Origin of the sequence: Mycobacterium ahvazicum, assembly GCF_900176255.2 — a bacterium.
In the GTDB taxonomy this organism is placed as follows: domain Bacteria; phylum Actinomycetota; class Actinomycetes; order Mycobacteriales; family Mycobacteriaceae; genus Mycobacterium; species Mycobacterium ahvazicum.
Genome location: NZ_FXEG02000002.1, coordinates 1733179 through 1756030 on the forward strand (window position 1 = coordinate 1733179; position 22852 = coordinate 1756030).

General features: G+C 66.4%; 23 protein-coding genes. 14 read left to right on the forward strand and 9 right to left on the reverse strand.

The genetic code is table 11. The features are described from left to right. The first annotated feature begins 25 nt into the window (after nucleotides 1-25). Nucleotides 26-1138, forward strand: coding sequence for a M24 family metallopeptidase (locus MAAFP003_RS10495; RefSeq protein ID WP_096286687.1), 1113 nt, complete (start codon nucleotides 26-28; stop codon nucleotides 1136-1138). 38 nt (nucleotides 1139-1176) lie between these two features. After that, nucleotides 1177-1494 carry a hypothetical protein gene (locus MAAFP003_RS10500; RefSeq protein WP_096286688.1) on the forward strand — a complete coding sequence of 106 codons (318 nt, stop codon included), beginning with the start codon at nucleotides 1177-1179 and terminating at the stop codon, nucleotides 1492-1494. 8 nt (nucleotides 1495-1502) lie between these two features. Here MAAFP003_RS10500 and MAAFP003_RS29910 read toward each other — a convergent pair whose 3' ends face one another. After that, nucleotides 1503-1625, reverse strand: a complete 123-nt coding sequence (locus tag MAAFP003_RS29910) for a hypothetical protein (protein WP_279304391.1) — start codon at nucleotides 1623-1625, stop codon at nucleotides 1503-1505. Between the two features lie 21 nt (nucleotides 1626-1646). On the opposite strand from MAAFP003_RS29910, the gene efp reads away from it, so the two are divergent. The 4 genes from efp to MAAFP003_RS10520 all read left to right on the forward strand — a co-directional run bounded on the left by efp (nucleotide 1647) and on the right by MAAFP003_RS10520 (nucleotide 6056). After that, nucleotides 1647-2210 carry an elongation factor P gene (efp, locus tag MAAFP003_RS10505; protein WP_085221955.1) on the forward strand — a complete coding sequence of 188 codons (564 nt, stop codon included), beginning with the start codon at nucleotides 1647-1649 and terminating at the stop codon, nucleotides 2208-2210. Nucleotides 2211-2212: 2 nt separating this feature from the next. Next, nucleotides 2213-2698: a transcription antitermination factor NusB gene (gene nusB / locus MAAFP003_RS10510; RefSeq protein ID WP_096286690.1), complete on the forward strand. Its 486-nt coding sequence runs from the start codon at nucleotides 2213-2215 to the stop codon at nucleotides 2696-2698. Then, complete coding sequence (locus MAAFP003_RS10515; RefSeq protein ID WP_096286692.1) at nucleotides 2695-3051, forward strand: antitermination protein NusB; 357 nt, start codon at nucleotides 2695-2697, stop codon at nucleotides 3049-3051. Before nusB ends, MAAFP003_RS10515 begins: the two co-directional genes overlap by 4 nt. A 158-nt stretch (nucleotides 3052-3209) precedes the next feature. After that, nucleotides 3210-6056, forward strand: a complete 2847-nt coding sequence (locus MAAFP003_RS10520) for an aminotransferase class I/II-fold pyridoxal phosphate-dependent enzyme (protein ID WP_096286694.1) — start codon at nucleotides 3210-3212, stop codon at nucleotides 6054-6056. A 29-nt stretch (nucleotides 6057-6085) separates the two neighbouring features. On the opposite strand, the gene MAAFP003_RS10525 is transcribed toward MAAFP003_RS10520, so the two are convergent. Continuing rightward, nucleotides 6086-6448, reverse strand: a complete 363-nt coding sequence (locus MAAFP003_RS10525) for a hypothetical protein (protein ID WP_096286695.1) — start codon at nucleotides 6446-6448, stop codon at nucleotides 6086-6088. 247 nt (nucleotides 6449-6695) lie between these two features. Here MAAFP003_RS10525 and MAAFP003_RS10530 point away from each other — a divergent pair, with 247 nt between their 5' ends. From MAAFP003_RS10530 to MAAFP003_RS10555, 6 genes are read left to right on the forward strand one after another with little or no spacing between them, the layout of a single operon-like run. After that, nucleotides 6696-7445 carry a GntR family transcriptional regulator gene (locus MAAFP003_RS10530; protein ID WP_096286697.1) on the forward strand — a complete coding sequence of 250 codons (750 nt, stop codon included), beginning with the start codon at nucleotides 6696-6698 and terminating at the stop codon, nucleotides 7443-7445. After that, nucleotides 7442-7672 carry a 4Fe-4S dicluster domain-containing protein gene (locus tag MAAFP003_RS10535; RefSeq protein ID WP_096286699.1) on the forward strand — a complete coding sequence of 77 codons (231 nt, stop codon included), beginning with the start codon at nucleotides 7442-7444 and terminating at the stop codon, nucleotides 7670-7672. Before MAAFP003_RS10530 ends, MAAFP003_RS10535 begins: the two co-directional genes overlap by 4 nt. A 25-nt stretch (nucleotides 7673-7697) precedes the next feature. After that, entirely contained in the window at nucleotides 7698-9086 is a 1389-nt protein-coding gene (locus tag MAAFP003_RS10540; protein ID WP_096286701.1) for an ABC transporter substrate-binding protein, read from the forward strand. Next, nucleotides 9083-9958: an ABC transporter permease gene (locus MAAFP003_RS10545; RefSeq protein WP_243393856.1), complete on the forward strand. Its 876-nt coding sequence runs from the start codon at nucleotides 9083-9085 to the stop codon at nucleotides 9956-9958. The genes MAAFP003_RS10540 and MAAFP003_RS10545 overlap by 4 nt, the downstream gene beginning before the upstream one ends. Beyond that, the gene (locus MAAFP003_RS10550) at nucleotides 9955-10707 is read left to right on the forward strand and encodes an ABC transporter ATP-binding protein (RefSeq protein WP_096286703.1); all 753 of its coding nucleotides are present in this window, start codon (nucleotides 9955-9957) and stop codon (nucleotides 10705-10707) included. Before MAAFP003_RS10545 ends, MAAFP003_RS10550 begins: the two co-directional genes overlap by 4 nt. After that, a complete protein-coding gene (locus MAAFP003_RS10555; RefSeq protein WP_096286705.1) occupies nucleotides 10704-13385 on the forward strand; it encodes a fumarate reductase/succinate dehydrogenase flavoprotein subunit in 2682 nt (893 codons plus the stop codon). The genes MAAFP003_RS10550 and MAAFP003_RS10555 overlap by 4 nt, the downstream gene beginning before the upstream one ends. A 17-nt stretch (nucleotides 13386-13402) precedes the next feature. On the opposite strand, the gene MAAFP003_RS10560 is transcribed toward MAAFP003_RS10555, so the two are convergent. The 4 genes from MAAFP003_RS10560 to MAAFP003_RS10575 all read right to left on the reverse strand — a co-directional run bounded on the left by MAAFP003_RS10560 (nucleotide 13403) and on the right by MAAFP003_RS10575 (nucleotide 16886). After that, nucleotides 13403-13942, reverse strand: a complete 540-nt coding sequence (locus MAAFP003_RS10560) for a GNAT family N-acetyltransferase (RefSeq protein ID WP_096286707.1) — start codon at nucleotides 13940-13942, stop codon at nucleotides 13403-13405. 4 nt (nucleotides 13943-13946) lie between these two features. Beyond that, a complete protein-coding gene (locus tag MAAFP003_RS10565; RefSeq protein ID WP_096286709.1) occupies nucleotides 13947-15152 on the reverse strand; it encodes a serine hydrolase domain-containing protein in 1206 nt (401 codons plus the stop codon). A 24-nt stretch (nucleotides 15153-15176) separates the two neighbouring features. Continuing rightward, nucleotides 15177-16007 (reverse strand): DUF6065 family protein, encoded by an 831-nt coding sequence (locus MAAFP003_RS10570; protein WP_096286711.1) that lies wholly within the window; start codon nucleotides 16005-16007, stop codon nucleotides 15177-15179. An 87-nt stretch (nucleotides 16008-16094) separates the two neighbouring features. Continuing rightward, entirely contained in the window at nucleotides 16095-16886 is a 792-nt protein-coding gene (locus tag MAAFP003_RS10575; RefSeq protein ID WP_096286713.1) for a DUF6065 family protein, read from the reverse strand. 182 nt (nucleotides 16887-17068) lie between these two features. Here MAAFP003_RS10575 and MAAFP003_RS10580 point away from each other — a divergent pair, with 182 nt between their 5' ends. Then, nucleotides 17069-17503 (forward strand): cellulose-binding domain-containing protein, encoded by a 435-nt coding sequence (locus MAAFP003_RS10580; RefSeq protein WP_096286715.1) that lies wholly within the window; start codon nucleotides 17069-17071, stop codon nucleotides 17501-17503. A 10-nt stretch (nucleotides 17504-17513) separates the two neighbouring features. On the opposite strand, the gene MAAFP003_RS10585 is transcribed toward MAAFP003_RS10580, so the two are convergent. From MAAFP003_RS10585 to MAAFP003_RS10595, 3 genes are read right to left on the reverse strand one after another with little or no spacing between them, the layout of a single operon-like run. After that, the gene (locus MAAFP003_RS10585; protein WP_243393858.1) at nucleotides 17514-20390 is read right to left on the reverse strand and encodes an MMPL/RND family transporter; all 2877 of its coding nucleotides are present in this window, start codon (nucleotides 20388-20390) and stop codon (nucleotides 17514-17516) included. Continuing rightward, complete coding sequence (locus MAAFP003_RS10590; protein WP_096286719.1) at nucleotides 20387-20815, reverse strand: MmpS family transport accessory protein; 429 nt, start codon at nucleotides 20813-20815, stop codon at nucleotides 20387-20389. Before MAAFP003_RS10590 ends, MAAFP003_RS10585 begins: the two co-directional genes overlap by 4 nt. Further along, entirely contained in the window at nucleotides 20812-21684 is an 873-nt protein-coding gene (locus tag MAAFP003_RS10595; RefSeq protein WP_133160839.1) for a hypothetical protein, read from the reverse strand. Before MAAFP003_RS10595 ends, MAAFP003_RS10590 begins: the two co-directional genes overlap by 4 nt. Nucleotides 21685-22269: 585 nt before the next feature. Here MAAFP003_RS10595 and pyrR point away from each other — a divergent pair. Continuing rightward, nucleotides 22270-22842, forward strand: a complete 573-nt coding sequence (pyrR, locus tag MAAFP003_RS10600; protein ID WP_096286723.1) for a bifunctional pyr operon transcriptional regulator/uracil phosphoribosyltransferase PyrR — start codon at nucleotides 22270-22272, stop codon at nucleotides 22840-22842. Nucleotides 22843-22852: the final 10 nt, after the last annotated feature.

Genomic DNA, 22852 nt, shown 5'->3' on the forward strand with positions numbered 1-22852 from the left:
AGCGTAGCGAGTACCGTCGTGAGTCGTGACACATTCCCAGCGTCGAGACAATCTAAAACGCCAGATCGGGGCCAGTGGCTTGGACGCGATGCTGGTCACGGACCTGATTAACGTGCGTTATCTGTCAGGTTTCTCCGGATCCAACGGCGCGTTGCTGGTCTTCGCCGACGATCGCGAGGCCGTTTTAGCCACCGACGGCCGTTACCGCACCCAGGCCGCCGCTCAGGCGCCCGATCTCGAGGTCGCCATCGAGCGGGCGGTCGGGCGCCACCTGGCGGGGCAGGCGGCCGAGGCGGGCGTGTCCAAGCTGGGCTTCGAAAGCAATGTGGTCACGGTGGACGGCTTCGACGCCCTGACCAACGAGGTCGGCGAGCACGGCGGCGCGACCGAGCTGGTGCGGGCCGCCGGAATGGTCGAGGCGCTGCGCGAGATCAAGGATGCCGGCGAAGTGGCGCTGCTGCGACTGGCCTGCGAGGCCGCCGACGCCGCACTCAAAGACCTGGTCGGGCGGGGCGGCTTGCGGCCCGGCCGCACCGAGCGTGAGGTGAGCCGCGAGCTCGAGGCCTTGATGCTCGATCACGGCGCCGACGCGATCTCGTTCGAGACGATCGTGGCCGCCGGACCGAATTCGGCGATCCCGCACCACCGGCCGACCGACGCGGTCCTGGCCGACGGCGATTTCGTCAAGATCGACTTCGGCGCGCTGGTCGCCGGCTACCACTCCGACATGACCCGCACCTTCGTGCTGGGCAAGGCCGGCAAAGTCGCCGCCTGGCAGCTGGAGATCTACCAGCTGGTCGCCGAGGCGCAGCGGGCCGGCCGGGAGGCGCTGCGGCCGGGCGCCGATCTGCGTGAGGTGGACGGCGCGGCGCGGCAGGTGATCGTCGACGCCGGCTATGGCGAGCAGTTCAGCCACGGCTTGGGGCATGGGGTGGGTCTGCAGATCCACGAGGCACCGGGAATCGGCGCGACGTCGTCGGGGACTTTGCTGGCCGGTTCGGTGGTGACGGTGGAGCCCGGTGTCTACTTGCCCGGCCGCGGCGGTGTGCGCATCGAGGACACCTTGGTCGTGGGCGACCAGCCGGCCGCGGCGGAACTGCTGACCCGGTTCCCCAAGGAGCTGGCCATCCTGACGTAGCCGGCGTTCGCGCCCGGATGCTGCGTAGGATTGGGGAAATGGCCTACCTAGCCCTCATCGCCGTCTACGTAGTCGCCGCGTGCACCGCTCTGGCCGGGTTCTGGCTCACCGCCGTGTTGTTCGTCGGCCACGGCTACGACGCCACCGGGGTTGTCATGACGGCCGTCCGCCGGGTGGCCGGGCGGGGCCCGCTTCTGATCGCGGCCGGCGTCGGGCTGGGTTTGCTGGGCAACCTCGCCGCGAACCATCTGCCCCCGGCGCCCGCCTCCGACCTGGTGGCGCCGTCGCACCCGTCGGACCTGTGCGATCTCAACGACGGCCTTTTCGGCCTGTGCGGTGCCGGGCAGCTGCGCTAGCCGCGCGGTTAGTGGCGCACCGCAGCGCGGGTAAGCTGCATCCGGTGCTGTTCTGCTCGCACCGTTTGCGGCGGAACCCCGCTGCCGGGCAGCTGCCCGGCCTTGGAGAACAAGCCCTGTAAATTGGCCATCCTGTAGGAGATAGAGCGACCGTGGCATCGACTGCCGACTTCAAGAACGGACTGGTGCTGGTGATCGACGGCCAGCTGTGGCAGATTACCGAGTTTCAGCACGTCAAGCCGGGTAAAGGTCCGGCCTTCGTACGTACCAAGCTGAAGAACGTGCTCTCGGGCAAGGTCGTCGACAAGACCTACAACGCCGGCGTGAAGGTAGACACCGCCACCGTCGACCGCCGCGACGCCACCTATCTGTACCGCGACGGCTCGGACTTCGTGTTCATGGACAGCCAGGACTACGAACAGCACCCGCTGCCGGAATCGCTGGTCGGCGACGCCGCCCGGTTCCTGCTGGAGGGCCTGCCGGTGCAGGTGGCCTTCCACAACGGCGCACCCCTGTACCTCGAGCTGCCGGTGTCGGTCGAACTCGTCGTCACCCACACCGAGCCGGGCCTGCAGGGCGACCGGTCCAGCGCCGGCACCAAGCCCGCGACCGTGGAGACCGGCGCGGAACTGCAGGTGCCGTTGTTCATCAACACCGGCGACAAGCTCAAGGTGGATTCGCGCGACGGCAGCTACCTGGGTCGGGTCAACGCCTGACCATGCCGGACGGTAAATCGCCGCGGCCTGCCAAAGGACGCCACCACGCCCGTAAGCGCGCGGTGGACTTGCTGTTCGAAGCCGATTCCCGCGGCCTGACCCCGGTCGAGGTGGCCGAGGCCCGGATCGCGCTGGCGCAAGCCAACCCCGACGTCAAGGCGCTGCACCCGTACACGGTCGCGGTCGCGCACGGCGTCGGCGACCAGTTCGCCCACATCGATGACCTGATCAGCACCCACCTGCAGGGCTGGACGCTGGACCGGCTGCCCGCCGTCGACCGCGCGATCCTGCGAGTTGCGGTGTGGGAGCTGCTGTATGCCGACGACGTGCCGGAGCCGGTCGCGGTCGACGAGGCCGTGCAACTGGCCAAGGAGCTGTCCACCGACGAATCGCCGGGCTTCGTCAACGGCGTCCTGGGCCAGGTCATGCTGGTGACGCCGCAGATCCGGGCCGCGGCCAAGGCCATGCGGGGCAGCCAGGAAACGTGACCCGGCTGGAACTCCGCGTGTTCGTCGCCGCCTTCCTGGCCGCGACGGTGGTGCTGGGTGCGGTGATCTGTGCCGCGTACGGGTGGACCATCGTCGCCTCGGCGCTCTCGATCTACGCGCTGGGCGTGGGCGCCTGGCTGTACCACTCGATCGAGCGGCTGATCGTCGCCCGCCGCATCAGCACGGTGCGAGCGGCGGCCAGGCCGCTGCAGCCGCTATTGCCGGTGATGGCCGCGATCATGGGTCTCACTCAGGCGGTGGTGCGCTCGCTCAGCGACGTCGGCGATCTGCCGGTGCGACGGTGGGAGCTGCCTCGGCGGCGAGTCGTCGACAGCGACGAAAGCGAGCGCTGACCGAACAACGGCGATGCTGAGCGAAAAGATCGCGCACGCAGGCCAGACCGGATAACAATGAGGACGCGCGCTGATTCGTACGAGTCGTTTAGGTCGGTGTCGGGAAATATTCACTGCGGTAGCCGAGTATCGGACACCATCACAGAACAGGTGACGACATGAATCCCTACAGTGCCTACACGCGACGGCTGCGGGTCTCCGCGCTGGCGGCAGTGGCCAATCCGTCGTATACCCGCATCGACACCTGGAACCTGCTCGACGACGCATGCCGTCATCTCGCCGAGGTGGACCTGGCCGGGCTGGACAAGACGCACGAGGTGGCGAAGGTCAGGCGGCTGATGGACCGCCTCGGCGCCTACGAGCGGTACTGGCTGTATCCCGGGGCGGACAATCTGGCGACCTATCGTTCCCACCTCGACGGCCTGTCCACGGTGCGGCTGGCCGAGGAGGTGTCGCTGGCGGTTCGTCTGCTCAGCGAATACGGCGACCGCACAGCACTTTTCGACACTTCCACCCCGCTGGCCGACCAAGAGTTGGTGGCCCAGGCCAAGCAGCAGCAGTTCTACACCGTGTTGCTCGCCGACGACTCGCCGAATACCGGACCCGACTGCCTGGCCGAAGCCCTGCGGGCGTTGCGCTGCCCGTCCGACGACGTGCAATTCGAGCTGCTGGTGGTGCCCAGCGTCGAAGACGCCATCACCGCCGTCGCGCTGAACGGCGAGATTCAGGCCGCGATCATCCGCCACGACGTGGCACTGCGTTCGCGTGACCGGGTGCCGTTGATGAACACCCTGCTGGGCGCCACCGACGACGCGGTCGGACGCGACAGCGGCAGCGACTGCATCGAATGTGGCGACTGGATCCGTGAATTGCGGCCGCACATCGACCTATATCTGCTCACCGACGAGTCGATCGCGGCGGGCAACGACGAGGAACACGACGTCTATGACCGGACGTTCTACCGGCTCAACGACGTCACCGATCTGCACAGCACGATACTGGCCGGACTCCGAAATCGTTTCGCCACACCGTTTTTCGATGCTTTGCGGGCGTACGCGGATTCGCCGGTCGGGCAATTCCACGCGCTGCCCGTCGCCCGCGGCGCCAGCATCTTCAATTCCCGGTCACTGCAGGACATGGGGGAGTTCTACGGCCGCAACATCTTCATGGCCGAGACCTCGACCACGTCGGGCGGCCTGGACTCGCTGCTGGACCCGCACGGCAATATCAAGAAGGCGATGGACAAGGCCGCTCGCACCTGGCACTCCAACCAGTCCTACTTCGTCACCAACGGGACGTCGACGGCCAACAAGATTGTGGTGCAGTCGCTGACCCGGCCGGGCGACATCGTGCTGATCGACCGCAACTGCCACAAGTCGCACCACTACGGCCTGGTGCTGGCCGGCGCCTACCCGCTGTATCTCGATGCTTATCCGCTGCCGCAGTTCGCGATCTACGGGGCGGTGCCGCTGGACACGATCAAGAAGGCGCTGCTGGACCTGGAGGCGGCCGGCCAGCTGGACAAGGTGCGCATGCTGTTGGTGACCAACTGCATCTTCGACGGCGTCGTGTACAACCCGCTGCGGGTGATGGAGGAGGTGCTGGCGATCAAGCCGGACATCTGCTTCCTGTGGGACGAGGCGTGGTACGCGTTCGCGACGGCCGTTCCGTGGGCCCGGCAACGCACCGCGATGGTGGCGGCGGACCGCTTGGAGCAGATGCTGGCATCGCCGGAATACGCTGCGGAATACCGTGATTGGGCCGCGAAGATGGAGGGGATCCCCCGGTCGGAGTGGGTCAACCACCGGCTGCTGCCCGACCCGGCCAAGGCGCGGGTGCGGGTGTACGCGACGCACTCCACGCACAAGTCGCTCTCAGCGTTCCGGCAGGCGTCGATGATCCATGTGCGCGACCGCGACTTCAATTCGCGCGCTCGCGACGCGTTCGGTGAGGCGTTCTTGACGCACACCTCGACCTCGCCCAACCAGCAACTGCTGGCCTCGCTGGACCTGGCGCGCCGGCAGGTCGACATCGAGGGATTCCAGTTGGTCCGCCAGACCTACGACATGGCACTGGTGTTCCGGCACCGCGTCCGCAAGGACCGGCTGATCAGCAAGTGGTTCCGCATCCTCGACGAAGCCGACCTGGTGCCCGAGGAGTTCCGGGCGTCGGCGGTCAGCTCGTACCGCGAAGTCCGGCAGGGCGCGCTGGCCGAGTGGAACGAAGCCTGGCGGTCCGATCAGTTCGTGCTGGATCCGACGCGCGTCACCCTGTTCCTGGGCAACACCGGGATGAACGGGTACGACTTCCGCGAGAAGATCCTGATGGACCGGTTCGGGATCCAGATCAACAAGACGTCGATCAACAGCGTGCTGCTGATCTTCACGATCGGTGTCACCTGGTCGAGCGTGCATCACCTGCTCGACGTGCTGCGCCGGGTCGCCACCGACCTCGATCGGGAGCGGGAGCTGGCCAGTGTGGCCGACTGGACGCTGCACCAGCGCCGCGTCGAGGAGATCACCGAGGATCTGCCACACCTGCCCGACTTCAGCGAATTCGATATCGCGTTCCGCCCGGTGGATGCCTGTGCGTTCGGTGACATGCGGGCGGCGTTCTACGCCGGCTACGAGGAGTCCGATCGCGAGTACGTGCAGATCGGCAGCGCCGGTCGGCGGATCGCCGAGGGCCGCAAACTGGTGTCCACCACGTTCGTGGTGCCCTACCCGCCCGGTTTCCCGGTGCTGGTTCCAGGGCAGGTCGTCTCCAAGGAGATCCTGTATTTCCTGGCGCAGCTCGACGTGAAGGAAATCCACGGCTACAACCCGGATCTCGGGCTGTCGGTGTTCACCGCGGAGGCATTGGACCGGCTGGAGGCGCAGCGCAGCGCGGCGTCGGCCGCGGTGGGCACCGCGTACCCGTCGTTCGAACTGCCCGCGGACACGTCGGTTCTCAACGGCGCGCGCAACGGTGATCGCATCCAGCGGGCCGTCACCGAAGACGCCTGACGTTTGATGCGGCCGCACGGTCGCCGGGGCTAAGCGATCAACGACCCGACGATTTGCCCGCCTCTGAGCGACTCTGCCCGTGCGCGTAGTGCGAGCACGCGTTGATGGATTCGATGCTCGGTGCCGCGCGGCATCCAGCCAGGCCCGTACCGGCCGCGGGCCAATCGCACGACTCGCACATAGCGGATCTCCCAACGCAACGCGTCGGAAATGGACTTCGACGGGCGCTCGCCGGCGTCAAAGTTGTGGTGCGCCAGCGCCTGGATCAAATCGGGGATTGTCGCCGCACCGTGCAGGGCCAGCTGCCACGTGAGCACATAGCGGAGTTCAATTCCGCTGAGTCGTAAAGAGTTGCTCGTGATTCTCCGAACTGTCCCATTGCACTCCGACATCCTCGGTGTTGTCGCTCGGAGGCGGGCAAAACGTCGTGTCCCGCGCGGCGCGACGCCGCACCCGGGGTGAAAGTTCGGCTCACCGCGATCACAAAGGCACCGCGTTTCCGTAGGTGGCGTAATAGTCGAAGGGCTCTGGGTTTTAGCTGGTCGTGGCCGAATGTGAACCGGCGCAATACTCGCGGCCGCCGGTCAGGCCCGGATCCCCGGCCCCAAAAATGCCCCTGAGCTGCATTAGCGTGGCGGCGTGGCCGAGGCGATACCCATTCGCGGACCCCGGGCCGACCGTGCCCGCCGGGTCGCCGACGTGTTGCGTCAGCAGATTCACGCCGCCGCCTATCCGGACGGTCTGCCCGCCGAAAGCCAACTGGCAGCCGAATTCACGGTGTCCCGCAACACGATCCGCGAGGCCCTGGGCATCCTCAAGCACGAGGGCCTGATCGACCGTGGGCCCAAGGTTGGCACCCATGTCGCACAACGCAAGTACGACCACCGGATCGACTCGCTGCTGGGGCTGAAGGAAACCTTCAAGCACATCGGCGAAGTCCGCAACGAGGTGCGCGCCGCCATGCTGGTGGTGGCGCCGCCTGCAGTGGCCAGCCGGCTCCAACTCGGACCCGGTCAGCAGGCGGTGTTCATCGAGCGATTGCGTTACCTCGGCGACCTGCCGCTCAGTCTCGACCTGACCTACCTGACCCCGGATATCGGAACCCAGATCCTGGACCACCCGCTGGAAAACCCCCTAGAACAGCAAGACCTTTTCGCGCTGATCGAGCAGGTGAGCGGGTGCCGGCTGGGCTCGGCATCGCTGGCTCTGGAGGCGATCCCGGCCGACGCCCACTCCGCGGCCACCCTGCACGTGCCCGACGGCTCGGCGCTGCTGATGCTCGAGCGCCTCACCAGCCTTGCCGACGGCAGGCCCGTCGACCTCGAGTACATCCGGATGCGCGGCGATCGAATCACCATGCGCGGCCACCTAGTAAGGAGTAAGCCATGACCTTGGTCAACAACAACCGAGTCGACGTGCCGGTCACGATCGACGAGTCGCTGTGTATCGACGGCTGTACCCTCTGCGTCGACGTCTGTCCGCTCGACGCGCTCGCCATCAACCCGGATACCAACAAGGCGTACATGCACGTCGACGAATGCTGGTACTGCGGCCCCTGCGCCGCCCGTTGCCCGACCGGAGCCGTCACGGTCAATATGCCCTATCTACTTCGCTGAAATAACCTACAGCCCAGGATCTTTCATGAAACGACACGCCTTTGCGCTGTTGTCGGTAGCGGCCGTGATCATCATGGCCGTGTCCGGCTGCTCGCTGGAATCATTCTCGGCGTCCTCCGGTGTGGTCAACGTCGTCATCGGTTACCAGTCCAAGACCATCAACACCGTGACCGCCGGAACATTGCTACGCGCCCAGGGCTACCTGGAACATCGGCTCGCCGACATCACCGCCCGCACCGGCACCAAATACGCGGTCCGGTGGCAGGATTACGACACCGGTGCCCCGATCACCGCTCAGATGCTGGCCGAGAAGATCGACATCGGCTCGATGGGGGATTACCCCATGCTGATCAACGGCTCCAAGACGCAGACCAATCCGCTGGCGAAAACCGAAATCGTCTCGATCACCGGCTATAACCCCAAGGGCGCACTGAACATGGTTGTGGTGGCGCCCGGTTCGCCGGCCGCCACGTTGAACGACCTGGCCGGCTCCAAGGTCTCGGCCAGCGTCGGATCGGCAGGCCACGGCACGTTGGTGCGGGCCCTGGACAGGGGCGGCATCAAGGGCGTCGAGGTGCTCAACCAGCAGCCGCAGATCGGCGCTTCTGCACTGGAATCCGGCCAGGTACAGGGTCTTTCGCAGTTCGTTGCCTGGCCCGGGCTGTTGGTGTACCAGGGCAAGGCCAAACTGCTGTACGACGGCGCCGAGCTGAACCTGCCCACCCTGCACGGCGTGGTGGTGCGCCGAGCCTATGCGGCGTCGCATCCGGAGGTGCTGGGCGCGTTCCTGCAAGCGCAATTGGATGCCACCGACTTCCTCAACCAGAAGCCACTGGAGGCGGCCCGCATCGTCGCCCAGGCCAGCGGGTTGCCGCAGGAAGTGGTGTACCTCTACAACGGCCCCGGCGGCACGTCATTCGACACCACCCTCAAACCGTCACTGGTCGAAGCGCTGAAAAACGATGTGCCATACCTGAAGTCGATCGGCGACTTCGCCGATCTCGACGTGGCGGGCTTCGTCCAGGACGCGCCGCTGCGTGCCGTGTTCGGCGCACGCGGCCGCAACTACGACGCGACTGCGGCCGTGACCGCCAACCCATCCCTGCTCACTGGGGACCCCGCGCAGGCCAGCGAACTGTGGCTGGACGGAACCGATACCACCCAGACACTGGCCAATCCGAGCAGCCTGCTGCGGGCCGTGCGGGACGCGACCGCGCACGGTGCCAAGGTCCGTGCCGCCTATGTCCCCGACGCCGAGCTGGGCACCCGGTGGTTCGCCGACAAGGCAGTCTGGGTGCAAGACGGCCCGAACTACCTGCCGTTCGGAACCCCGGCCGGCGCGCATCGCTATCTCACCGCCCATCCCGGCGGCGCCATCGTGAACTACCAACAGGCCCTTGGAGGTTCGGTATGACTGCTTTCCTGACCGGCGATCCGGCCGCACCGGTCACCGGCCACGTCGCCGACGTGGTCCCGGCGGCCGGCACCCCGCGGCGCGTCACGTCGCCCTGGCAGTGGCGGCTGCTGCGGCTCGTCTCGGTCGCCGCCGCGATCGGGTTGTGGCAGCTGCTCACCGCCGACAAGGTGCGGCTGCTGCTGCGATTCGACACGCTGCCCACCGTCACCGAGATCGTCCATGCGCTGGGGCGCCGGCTCGGAACCTACGAGTACTGGCTCGACCTGGCGCAGTCGCTGATCCGCATTCTGACCGGTTTCGGGCTGGCCGCGGTGATCGGTGTCGCGACGGGCGTGCTGCTGGGCCGTTCCCGGTTGTTCGCCAACACCTTTGGTCCACTGGCCGAATTGGCCAGGCCCATCCCCGCGATCGCGATGGTTCCGGTGGCGATCCTGCTGTTCCCGACCGACGAGGCCGGGATCGTGTTCATCACCTTCCTCGCGGCCTACTTTCCGATCATGGTCAGCACCCGGCATGCGGTCCGGGCGTTGCCCACGCTGTGGGAAGACTCGGTGCGCACCCTCGGTGGCAACCGGTGGGACGTGCTGAAACAGGTGGTGTTGCCGGGCATCCTGCCGGGCGTGTTCGGCGGCTTGTCGGTCGGCATGGGGGTGGCGTGGATCTGCGTGATCTCCGCCGAGATGATCTCCGGCCGCCTCGGCATCGGCTATCGCACCTGGCAGGACTACACCGTGCTGGCCTACCCGCAGGTGTTCGTCGGCATCATCACCATCGGTGTGCTCGGGTTCGCCACAGCCGCCGCAGTCGAAGTCGTCGGCCGCCGGGTGACCAGCTGGCTGCCGCGCGCCCAGGAGGAGAGCAGGCGATGACCCTAGAAAACGTCGGTATGAGTCTCGAACTGGATCGAGTTCGTTTGTCCTACACCGGAGATCCGGTGATCGACGGGCTGAGCCTGTCGGTGCGCCCGGGTGAGATCCTGGTGCTGACCGGTCCCTCGGGATGCGGCAAGTCGACGGTGCTGCGTGCGCTGGCGGGCCTGCTGCGCCCCGACGCCGGCCGTGTGCTGGCCGACGGCGCCGACGTGACCACGACGTCCGGCGACCGCGGGATGGTGTTCCAGGACAACGCCCTGCTGCCGTGGCGCACCGTGCGGTCCAACATCGAGTTGGCCCTGCGGCTTCGGGGTGCGCCGCGATCCGGGCGCCGCGCGGAGGCCGACCGCTGGATCGCCGAACTCGGCCTCACCGGCTTCGGCGACTACCTGCCCAAGAGTCTGTCCGGCGGCATGCGACAGCGGGTCCAGCTGGCCCGCGGCCTGGCGGGGACGCCGCGCGCGGTGATGATGGACGAGCCGTTCGGCGCGCTGGACACCCAAACCCGTACGGCCATGCAGCGGCTGCTGATCGACACCTGGAGCGCACATCCGACCACGATCGTCTTCGTCACCCACGACGTCGACGAGGCGCTGCTGCTGGGTGACCGCATCGCCGTGCTGGGCAAGGCCGGTCAGCCGCTGCGTGCCCTGATCGACGTGCCGGACCCGCGAGTCGATCAGCAGCGCACTGCACTGCGTGCCGAAGTGATTGCCGCCCTGGATCATTCGGCGGTGGCGGCATGATGGAGATTCCAGACATGACGCCGCTGCGCCTGGACTGTGACGTGCTGGTCATCGGCGGCGGGACGGCCGGAACGATGGCGGCACTGTCGGCCGCCGAGAACGGCGCGCAGGTCCTGCTGCTGGAGAAGGCCCACGTGCGGCACTCCGGCGCGCTGGCGATGGGCATGGACGGGGTCAACAACGCCGTCATCCCGGGCAAGGCCGAGCCGGAGGACTACGTCGCGGAGATCACCCGTGCCAACGACGGAATCGTCAACCAGCGCACCATCTATCAGACGGCCAGCCGCGGGTTCGCGATGGTGCAGCGACTCGAGCGCTACGGGGTGAAGTTCGAGAAGGACGAGCACGGCGAGTACGCGGTGCGCCGGGTGCACCGTTCGGGTTCCTACGTGTTGCCGATGCCCGAGGGCAAGGACGTCAAAAAGGCGCTGTACCGGGTGCTGCGGCAACGGTCGATGCGCGAGAAGATCCGGATCGAGAACCGCCTGATGCCGGTGCGGGTGCTCGTCGACGGCGGCCGTGCCGTCGGGGCGGCGGCATTGAACACGCGCACCGGCGAATTCGTCGCGATCGGCGCTAAGGCGGTGATCCTGTCGACCGGGGCATGCGGCCGGCTCGGGCTGCCCGCGTCCGGCTACCTGTACGGCACCTACGAGAACCCGACCAACGCCGGCGACGGGTACGCCATGGCCTACCACGCGGGCGCCGAACTGTCCGGCATCGAGTGTTTCCAAGTCAACCCGTTGATCAAGGACTACAACGGCCCGGCCTGTGCGTATGTCGCTAACCCGTTCGGCGGCTACCAGGTCAACGCGGACGGTGAGCGGTTCGTCGACTCCGATTACTGGTCGGGGCAGATGATGTCCGAGGTCAAGAGTGAAATCGACTCCGCACGCGGGCCGATCTACCTCAAGGTGTCCCACCTGCCGGACGAGACGCTCACCGCGCTGGAAAACATCCTGCACACCACCGAGCGGCCCACCCGTGGCACGTTCCACGCCAACCGCGGTCACGACTATCGCACCCACGACATCGAGATGCATATCTCCGAAATCGGTTTGTGCAGTGGGCATTCCGCGTCCGGAGTCTGGGTCGACGAACACGCCCGGACCACGGTGCCGGGGCTGTACGCCGCGGGCGACCTGGCGTGTGTCCCGCACAACTACATGATCGGGGCTTTCGTGTTCGGCGACCTCGCCGGCACGCACGCCGCCTCGAAGCGCTCGGAAGTGGCTGCGCCACAGCAACTCCCGGAGGATCAACTCAAAGAGGCACACGAGCTGATCTACCGGCCGCTGCGACACCCGGACGGGCCGCCGCAGCCACAGGTGGAGTACAAGCTGCGACGCTTCGTCAACGACTATGTGGCCCCGCCGAAGACGGCGGCCAAGCTGTCGATCGCGGTGCGCACCTTCGACCGGATGCATGACGAGATCGCCGCGATGGGGGCCCGCACTCCGCACGAGCTGATGCGCGCGGTCGAGGTGTCGTTCATCCGGGACTGCGCCGAGATGGCCGCGCGATCCTCGTTGACCCGGACCGAATCCCGTTGGGGTCTTTACCACGAACGCGCCGACATGCCGGTTCGCGACGACAGCGAGTGGGGCTATCACCTGAACCTGCACAAGGGTCCCGACGGACAGATGCGGTTCCTCAAGCGTCCCGTGGCCCCTTACCTGGTGTCGGTCCCTGAGCTGGACGGTCTGCCGCCGGTGGATCAGACGGTGCATGCGGTGGCGCAGCCGCCGCTGGTCGGCGGCAAGGCCCCGGCCGCTGCGGGTTCGCGAATCGAAACGGCGGCAACCACATTCGATCCGCCCTCACCACGGATCGCCGAGGTGCTCGCCCTCGAGGAACCGACGATCGCCGATCTGCAGCCGTATCTGGCCGACGCTGATCCCGGGGTGCGCCGCACCGCCGTGGCGACGCTGACCGAGTACATTCCCGACGGCTATGCGCCCGCGCTGTTTGCCGCGCTCGACGACGCCGACCCCGGGGTGCGCCGCACCAGCGCCGAGGCGATCCGCGAACTGGTCGAGGTACTGCCCGATCCGGGCGGTGCCGAGCCCTATCTGCGGTCCCAGGACACCGTGGTGCGGGCGGCCGCGGTCTACCTGCTGTCCGCGCGCCGCGCCGGTGCGGCCGGCCAATACCGCCGCGCGCTCGACGATTCCGACCACCGGGTGCGGATCGAGGCGGTGCGGGCGCTGGTTTCGGTCGACGACGTCGACGGGGTCCAGGCGGCCACCCGCGACGAGAGCCGCGAGGTCCGCATCGCCGCGGCCGCCGGCTTGGCCACGTTGCGCGCCGGCGGCGCGGCGGTCAGCGCATTGATCGCCGATGCCGACCCGTTGGTGCGCGCGGCCGCACTCGCGGCCCTCGGTGAATTAGGTTGCAGCGAAGATGATTTCGAGGCTGTCCAGCGCGCATTGCAGGCGCCGGCGTGGCAGATCCGCGAGGGTGCGGCGCGTGCGCTCAAGGGTGCCGCGACCGAACTCGCAGTTCCCAGACTGGCCGATGCGCTCGCCGATGCGCACCTCGACGTGCGCAAAGCGGCCGTTCTCAGCCTGACCCGCTGGGCCGATCAGGCCGCGGCCCGTGACGCGCTCGGCATCGCCCTCAAAGACAGCGACGCCGACGTGCGGGCCTATGCACGCCGGGCGTTGGAGAACACGTAGTCGGGCACGTCGCACGCTCAGCGCAAGGCCATGCCGTAGAGCAGGGCGTCCCGCGGCTCGGGTCCGATCGTGGGGTAGACGGCGTGGCGTTCCAGCCGGGCCTCGAGCGCGAACCCGGCTCGCTCCAGCAATTGCGCCGACCGCAGATTGTCGACGGCGCAGGTCGCCCAGACGCGCAGCAGCTCGGGGTCGGCGCGCAGCGCGGTCAGCACCATGTCCAGCACCTCGGACATCAGACCCTTGCCCCACCATTTCCGGCCGAGGCAGTAGCCGATCTCGACCGCGTCGGGCGCCGAGCGCCGGCAGCTGGTCAGCCCGATGACCTCACCGCTGTGCCGCAGCTCGACGGCCCAGGTTCGCTCTTCGTCAGTGGCGTTGAGCTTCTCGGCGATCACTCGCCGCGTGGTCGCCACGTCGGGATGTGGGGACCACAGCAGATATTTCGTGACCGCGCGATCGCGGGCGACCCGTTGGTACAGCGCACCGGCGTCCGCGAGCGTGGGCAACCGCAGGACCAGGCGCGGGCCGACGATGCGATCGGGCGGGTGGTCGGCCACGGTGCTAAAGGTCGAGCGCTTGATAGGTGCGGCGGACGAATTTGGGTTGTACGGCTTGCAGTTTCGCAAGCGTGGTGTTGCCGGCCACGGCCGCCGCGACGTCCGCGGACATGTCCGGCATGTTCTGCACCAGGTACAGCAGAACCAGATCCGCGGCCGGGTCGGCCTGCCACCACGTCCCGTACGCGCCGGGCCAGCTGAACGTCCCGAGCCCGCCCGGCCCGAACAGCGCGGCGCTCTTGGCCGGATCGGTCACGACCGACAGGTTGAGCCCGAACCCGCGGCCCACCCAGTACGGCGCGCCCAGGAAGTTGTGCCGCTTGTGCTCGTCGGTGAGCCGGTCGGTCCGCATCAGGCGCACCGATTCTCCGGACAGGACCCGCTCGCCGTCGACCGTCCCGTCGCCCAGCAGCATCCGCACGAATCGGAGGTAGTCGTCGGCCGTCGACAACAATCCGCCGCCGGCGTTGGGGAAGCTGGGCGGCGTGATGTGCGGCGGCCCCATCACGTCATGGTGCAGCCGGCTCTGTCCGTCGAGCCGGTACATCGTCGCCGCCCGGCGGCGGCCTTCCGGGGACACCGAGAACCCGGTGTCGGGCATGCCGACCGGGCCCAGCACCCGTTCGTCGAGGACCTGGTCGAACGGTTTGCCCTCGATGCGCGCCGCGATGACGCCGAGCAGGTCGATGGAGTGGCTGTAGGTCATCCGTTCGCCGGGCTGATGCACCAGCGGGAGCTTGGCCAGCTCGCTGACCCACACGTCCGGACCCTGATTGAACGGCAGCCGCTGGTAGGCCCGCGAGATGGGCCCGGATACCGAGAAACCGTAGGCCAGTCCGCTGGTATGGGTCAGCAGGTCCTCGATCAGGATCGCCCGGTTGACGGGGTGCGTGCGGTCCAGCGGACCGCGCGGGTCGTCGAGCACCCGCAGGTCGGCCAACTCGGGTACCCAGTGCGTGATCGGGTCTTTGAGCGTCAGCTTGCCCTCGTCGACCATGCTCATGATCGCGGCGACCGTGACCGGTTTGGTCATCGACGCGATGCGAAACAGTGTGTCTCGCTGCATCGGCAAGCCGGCGTCGACATCCCGGTAGCCGATCTCGTTGACCTGCAGGACTTCTCCGTGCTGCCATACCACCGTCACCGCACCGGCGAGCAGGCCGGCATCGCACGCCTCGCGGATGGAGGTCTGATTGCCGTCGAGATTCACCCGGTCAGGGTAGCCCGCGCCCGGTTAGCCGTTCTGCGCGCGTAGGTCGCAGGACCCCTGTCGGTGCTCCGGACGTCGGGGCTGAACAAAGGAACGAAGGTGACGGCGCGTCTGGTGATCCGGTGGCCCGGCGTCACCGTCGGTATGTCTGCCCCGGGTGTAGTCGCCCTGCCACTGGACTTGTTCGCCCGCGTTGAGCCGCGTCAGTTGCTCCATTTGCTTTGCCTTGCTGCGGGAACCGAGAAACACCTGATACTTGCGGTGTAATTCGGCATCGGACTCGATGCTCCTGAGTTCGGGGGCGAATTCTTCGAGCTCGCCGCGCCGTTGCGGGACGATCATGCAGATCGGCTCGTCGACCTCGAATCGCACCGGCATCAGTTTGCGGGTGAATTTCCAGCTCATGCTGAAACTCGCGCTTGTCCAGTCGGTTTCGACGATGCCCTCCAGCGCGCAGACGGCGTCCTTCGGATAGTTCGCCGGTCCGCGGACCAGCAGGTTGTAGCCGGGGGGAGTGCGAAACAGCATGGGCAGATGCCAGGTTAGGATCCCGTTGCCGAAGTGGCTGGTGGGCAGCAGCTGACCGGTGTTGCGCTGATGGGGTGCGATGATCACGTCCACACCGTCGTCCTGACCCATCCAGGTGGCGGTGAACGCGCACGGATTGCGCAGCTCCCAACCACTTTGGTTCGCGATCAGCATCGGCAGACACCGATTCGGCCAACCGGTCCGGGTCTTGGACATCTCGGGCATCCACGCCCGGCTGATCGGTGCCGGACCAATCGGGGGTGCGTTGTCACGGGTGATGAACCCGATCAACGGACGAGGCGTTCCGCCGTTGGGTGTGTCACTCACGTGCGCCAGACTAAACGGGGAACCTGGGAGTTCCCCAAAACCGGCGTCACGCCTGGTCATCGCCGGATGACACCGGCTGTCGGCGGTCTACTGCTGCTTCTCGCCGGGTGGGAGCGCAAAGGGACGAAGGCGGCGACGGGTCTGGTGATCCGGCGCCCCGGGCTCTCCGTCTCGGTGTGTGCCCCGGGTGTAGTCACCCTGCCAGTCCACCCGTTCACCGGCGGCGACGCGCGCCAATTGCTCGGCGTGCTTTGCCGCATCACGTTCGCGAAGGAACAACTCGTGTTTGCGCTGTAGCTCCGGATCGGCTGTGATGGGCCTGATTTCGGGCGCGAACTCTTCAAGCTCGCCGCGGCGCTGCGGGACGATCATGCAGATCGGTTCGTCGACTTCGAATCGCACCGGCATGGATTTGCGGGTGATTTTCCAGTTGATACTGAAACTAGCGCTGGCCCAGTCGGTTTCGACGATGCCCTCCAGCGCGCACACGCCGTCTTTGGGATAGTTCGCCGGTCCGCGGACCAACAGGTTGTAGCCCGGGGGAGTGCGAAACAGCATCGGTAGACGCCAGGTGAAGATGCCGTTGCCGAAATGGCCGGCGGGCAGGAACTGGTCGGCGACGTAACGATCGGGTTCGATCATGACGTCCATACCCTCTTGGGCTATCCAGGTGGCGGTGAAGGCGCACGGATTGCGCAGTTCCCAGCCGCTCTGGTTGGCGATCAGCATCGGCAAACACCGGCTGGGCCAACCCTTGTCCGCCTCCGACTGCGCCGTCATCCACGCCCGGCTCGCCGGTGCCGGGGTGATCGGCGGCGCATTGTCGCCGGTGATGAACCCGATCAGCGGGCGGACGGGCCCGTCGGCGTTGTCACTCACGCGAGTCAGATTAGCTGCGAACCGATCGCCGTGCCCATGGCGAGTCGGCGGCGTCGGGCGCTGCGTCCCGGCTCGCTATTTCGGGGCCGAGGTTTCATAACGGTTTCGGTCGGGCAAAGTTGCTGCAGCTACCCCGCGATGCGCGGGCCGATATCGCCGGTTTGCGCTTTAGTGTGGCTGCTATGGCGGGACTGAACAATCACGTGAAGCGCTGTCGCACAGCACTTCACGTAGCCGTGTCGGCGGTGCTGGCGGTCGGCTTCGCCCTCGCCGCCGCCCCCGCGGCTGATGCGGCCGCGGCCATGGCCACGTTGCAGGTGGAACATACCTGGCAGACCGGTTTTATCGCCCACTTCACCGTCACCAACCCGAACATGTCGCCGATGGCCGACTGGCGGATTGACTTCGACATGCCCGCGGGACAATCCGTCTTGCACGCGTGGAACAGCACCGTCACCCAATCCGGCACGCACTATGTGGTCACCCCGGCGAATTGGGATCGCGAGATTGCACCCGGCGGTACCGCCACGGGTGGTTTCCGCGGCGTGCTGAGCGGTACCTACACCCCGCCGTCGAATTGTGTGGTCAACGCGCAATACCCCTGCACCGTCGGGTAGTCGCCGAACGTCATCCGGCGGTGTGTGCATTCGCGGCGTACTCGGCGGCGCGGCGCTGATCGACCGCGAAGGGGCGAGCGGGAGGCGGCGCGGCGTGGGTGCGGACCTGGCGGGGCCACCAGAACCAGCGTCCCAGCAGTGTGGCCGCGGCCGGCATCATGAATGAGCGCACGATCAGGGTGTCGAACAACAACCCGATCATGATCGTGGTGCCGATTTGGCCGACGACGCGCAGATCGCTGGTCCCCATCGCGCCCATCGTGAAGGCGAACACCAGGCCGGCGGTGGTGACGACGCCCCCGGTGCTGCCCATCGAGCGGATCATTCCCGTCTTGAGCCCGGCGCCGATTTCTTCCCGGAACCGCGCGGCCAGCAGCAGGTTGTAGTCCGATCCGACGGCCAGCATCACGATGATGGCCATCGCGAGCACCAGCCAGTGCAGCGGCATGTGCAGCATGTGCTGCCAGATCAGCACCGACAGGCCGAACGATGAGCCCAATGAGATCGTGACCGTGCCCACGATCACGGCGGAGGCGACCACGCTTCCGGTGATCGCCAGCATGATCATGAAGATCAGGCACAGTGACGCGATGGCCGCGATCATGAGGTCGTACATGGACCCGTCGCGCTCGTCTTTGTCGGTGGACGCCGTGCCGGTCAGATAGATGTTGGCGGCCGCCAGGGGAGTGCCCTTCACGGCCTCGTCCGCGGCCTGACGGATGCCGTCGATATGTGAAATGCCCTCGGCCGCTGCGGGGTCACCCTTGTGGGTGATGAAGAACCGCGCCGAGCTGCCATCGGGGGACAGGAACATGCTCAGTCCCCGCTTGAAGTCCGGATTTTCGAACGCTTCGGGTGGAAGGTAGAAGAAGTCGTCGTTCTTGGCGCCGTCGAAGGCCTGTCCCATCACGGTCGTGTTGCGTGTCAGCGCGTCCATTTGGGTGATCAACCCGGAGAAGGTGCTGGTCGCTGTCTGAGCGAGATCCTTGACGGTCTGCATCGCCGCGATCAGCGGGGGCATCTGCGCCAGCATCTGCGGCATGATCTTGTCGAGTTGATCGGTGTTGTGTGCCAGGTTGCCGACGTCTTCGCTGAGCCGGTCGATGCCGTCGACCCCGTCGAACAGCGACCGCAGCGACCAGCACAGCGGGATGTCGAAACAGTGTCGCTCCCAATAGAAATAGCTTCGGACCGGCCGCCACAGGTCCTCGAAATCGGAGAGGTGATCCCGCAATTCACCGGTGGTGTCCCGCATCTGTGTGGTGTCGCCCGCCATGCCGTGCGTGACGTTCGCCAGCTGCCGTGTCAGGTCCTGGATGTGCAACGAGACATCGATCATGTGCTGCAGCTCGTTGGTCATGCGGGACATGTCGGCCACCCGATTCCGCAGATTCTTGAGGTTCTCGATCGTGACGGCACTTTGCGCGCTGATCTGGAACGGGATCGAGGCGTGGTCGATCGGCGAGCCCAGCGGCCGGGTAATGCCTTGCACCCGCGCGACACCGGGCGTGTGGAAGATGCTGCGGGCGATCCGGTCCAGGACGAGCATGTCCGTCGGGTTGCGCAGGTCGTGATCGGCCTCGATCATCAGCAGCTCGGGCTCCATGCGGGCCGCCGGGAAGTGCCGGTCCGACGCCTGGAAGCCGATATTCGACGGGGTATCGGCCGGCAGGTAATAGCGCCCGTTGTAGCCCGTCTGATAGCTCGGCAGGGCGATCAGACCGATCAGCGATACCAGGATCGACGCGACGAGCACCGGCCCGGGCCATCGGACGACGATGGTGCCGATCCGGCGCCAACGCCGGGTGCTCACATTACGTTTGGGATCGAACGTTCCGAATCGGCTGGCGACGACGACGACGGCGGGCGCCAGGGTGAGCGAGGCGACGATCACCACCAGGACCGAGATCGAACACGGCCACCCGAGAGTGTTGAAGACCGGAAGCCGAGTGAAACTCAGGCAATACATCGCCCCCGCGACGGTCAGCCCGGACCCCAGGATCACATGCGCGGTTCCGTGGAACATGGCGTAGTACGCGGCTTCTCGGTCCATGCCGGCCGCTCGAGCCTCCTGGTAGCGTCCGATCAGGAAGATGACGTAGTCCGTTGACGCCGCTATCGCAAGTGCTACAAGCACATTCACGGCGAACGTGGATAGGGCGATGACGTCGTTGTCGGCCAGGGTGGCGATGACGCCCTCGGCAGTGAGCAACTCAACGCCCACCGTCAGCAGCACGAACAGCACGGTGGTCACCGAGCGATACGCGATGAACAGCATCAAAGCGATCACGACCACGGTGATCAGGGTGATCTTTTCCAGGCTGCGGTCGCCATAAGTGTGGGTATCACCATTGAGCGGACCCGGGCCGGTCACGTAGGCCTTGATCCCGGGCGGTGGCGGCACGCTGTCCACGATGCGTTCGACGGCGACGACGGATTCGTTGGCCGCCGAGCTGCTTTGATCGCCGGTCAGGTACAGCTGGACATAGGCGGCTTTACCGTCGGCGCTCTGCGATCCCGCCGCGGTCAGGCTGTCGCCCCAGAAGTTCTCCACATGCTCGACGTGCGCCCGGTCTTCGGAGAGTTTGGCGATCAGCGTGTCGTAGAAGCGATGCGCGCTGTCGCCCAACTTGTCTCGGCCCTCCAGCAGCACCATTGCCGTGGTGTCCGAATTGAACTGCTGAAAGTTCTTGCCGATGCGCTTCATCGCGATCAGCGACGGCGCGTCGTGGGCGCTGTAGGAGACCGCATGTGTTCCGGCGACTTCCGACAGCAGGGGTGTGGCCGTGTTGAGCACGGCGCACAACGCCACCCAGAACAGGATGATCGGCAGCGCAAGCCACCGGATTGTCCGGCCGGCCGCAACCACCCGCCCGCCTTCGCTCACGCGGACTTCACCAGGCAGCTGGTCGCAGCGTTGTGCGATCTCACCGTAAGCTCGTCGCGCACAACGCCATTGACGGTGATGCGGCATCCGAGGCTGGCGCTGTCGCCCTGCGCCACAACGTTGGCCACCACGGCACTGAGCGTGGTATCGATGCGCAGCGTCCATGGCACCGCGGCGTTTTCGACCTCCTGCGGCTGCGCGTCGGCATCCAGATAATGGATGCTTGCCGTCGCGCCGGGCGGGCCGAAAATCTCGTAGACAACGTGCTTGGGATTGAACGCGACGATTGCGTCGGCATTGCTCTTGTCTGATTCGTGTTGATGTGAGCCGAAAACCCCGTGCAGCCGGGAAACGATGATGGTGCCGACCGCCATTACGACCACCATGACGATCGGTACCCAGATGCGTCCAAGAATGCCGGTCATGTGACCTTCACGGGGGTCACCGCACGCAGGGCCCGGGCGAATCCGCTGTCGAGATCCGCCATGTCGGCCCGCACCCAAACCAGCAGCGATTCACCTTGGGCGAAGCGGGGATTGAGGTCGAGATAAAAGCGGACATCGGGGTCGTGTTCGAGTCGCTGCAATCGCGACGGGTCATGGGGCGCGGCCGACCGCACCACCCACGGGTTCTCGCTGACCTGCACGTAGTGCCGGCGCGGACTCAGTGCTCGCACCAGCGTCTCGACGTTGACCGGTGTCTGTCGCCTGCGACTCGGGTAAATCGTCGGCATCGTCACGGCGAGCCGGCGGTAGGCCGCCGGGGTGCTGGCCCGGGTCAGGTAGGCCAGCGGTACGTGCGGTTCGCGCAGCCGGGCGCGGATGCCCTGGCCGAGGAAGAACAGCGAGGCCGACGGCCCGCCGCGATAGTGCGATCGGAAGAATCCGCCGCCTCCCAGCACGGCGTGGGTGCGGCCGGCGTGCTCGATGCGGTCGATCGCGGCAAATGCACAACCCGCGAGTTCGCCGCGCGCCCCGTAGAACAGCGCAAGGCGAACCCGGGCGGCGCCGAAGATCAAATCGTCGATCTCTTCGGGTGTGTGGCCGTGCAGGGTCTCGCTGTAGATGTTGTAGAGCTCGTCGGCCAGTGCACGCCGGCGCGCGCCCTGCAGGCATTCCGATCGCAGGTATTCGCGCCGTGCGATGCGCTCGGCCGCGGGGCGCCGGCCGGAAACGGCCGACGAGACGTCGCCGCCCCCCAGCACCGCGTCAGGAGTAATGATCTGCGCACAATCGATCGGACCGAGCGATGCCGCGGGACACGGCTCATTAGCACGCGAACTCGCGCTGCGCATGGAAACTCCTATTCGGATGTAAGAAATAGCAGGCAAGGGTGGGGGTTTGCCCGCCTGCGCTAGGAATCTTTGCATTAGGGCGGAAGGTTTGCAACTGATAATTCTTGGTGAATTCACGTCGTCGCGTCAATGAAATCGACCCCGGAATCCGGTCGTATCGGCCCTTGTCATGGCCGTGTCGCACATGCTTCAAAACCCGGTAATCCCAGCTAAACCCGGCGAATGACGGCGTGGCAGCCGGCCGCACGACAATCCCTGGGCCGAATGATTAGCCCGCTTAAACTACTTGTCGATTATTGGTAACCGGGTATTCCGCTGGTATTGCCCTGAGTGGCTGCGAATTGTCGCTGTTGTACGTAGATTTAACAGGTTCGCTATTGATGTGCATTGCGCGATATTTCGATTATTCCGTGCGGCGCGGATAGCCATTTTTGTTTCGGCGAGGTAGCGCGGTCATCACAGGCCGCCGCGGAGCACCGGGCGCGTCCCCTGTCGTCGGCCCAGTCGCGAAATGCTACGCTGCCCGACAGTCGACATCCTTTAACGATCCGTCCGGAGAGGCGGAGAAGGAGGTCAGGGTTTCGCATGAGTGCCGCGGGTGAGTCCGCATCCGGCCGCGAATTGATGTCGGCGGCCGACGTCGGTCGAACGATTTCCCGTATCGCCCATCAGATCATCGAAAAGACCGCACTGGATGGTCCCGACGCCCCCCGCGTGGTGCTGCTGGGAATCCCGACCCGCGGGGTCAGTCTGGCCGCGCGGCTGGCCGCCAACATCGGCGAATTCTGCGGCGTCGAAGTCGGGCATGGCGCCCTCGACATCACTTTGTACCGTGACGATTTGATGACCAAGCCGCCCCGGCCGCTGGAGGTCACCTCGATCCCGGCCGGTGGCATCGACGACGCCCTGGTGATTCTCGTCGACGACGTGTTGTATTCCGGTCGCTCGGTGCGCTCCGCGCTGGACGCGCTGCGCGACGTCGGCAGACCACGAGCCGTGCAGCTGGCGGTACTGGTCGATCGCGGCCATCGCGAGCTGCCGGTGCGCGCCGACTACGTGGGTAAGAACGTGCCGACCTCGCGCAACGAGAGCGTGCACGTCCAGCTGCGTGAGCACGACGGTCGCGACGGCGTCGTCATCGGGAGGGACTCCGAATGAAGCGAGAGTC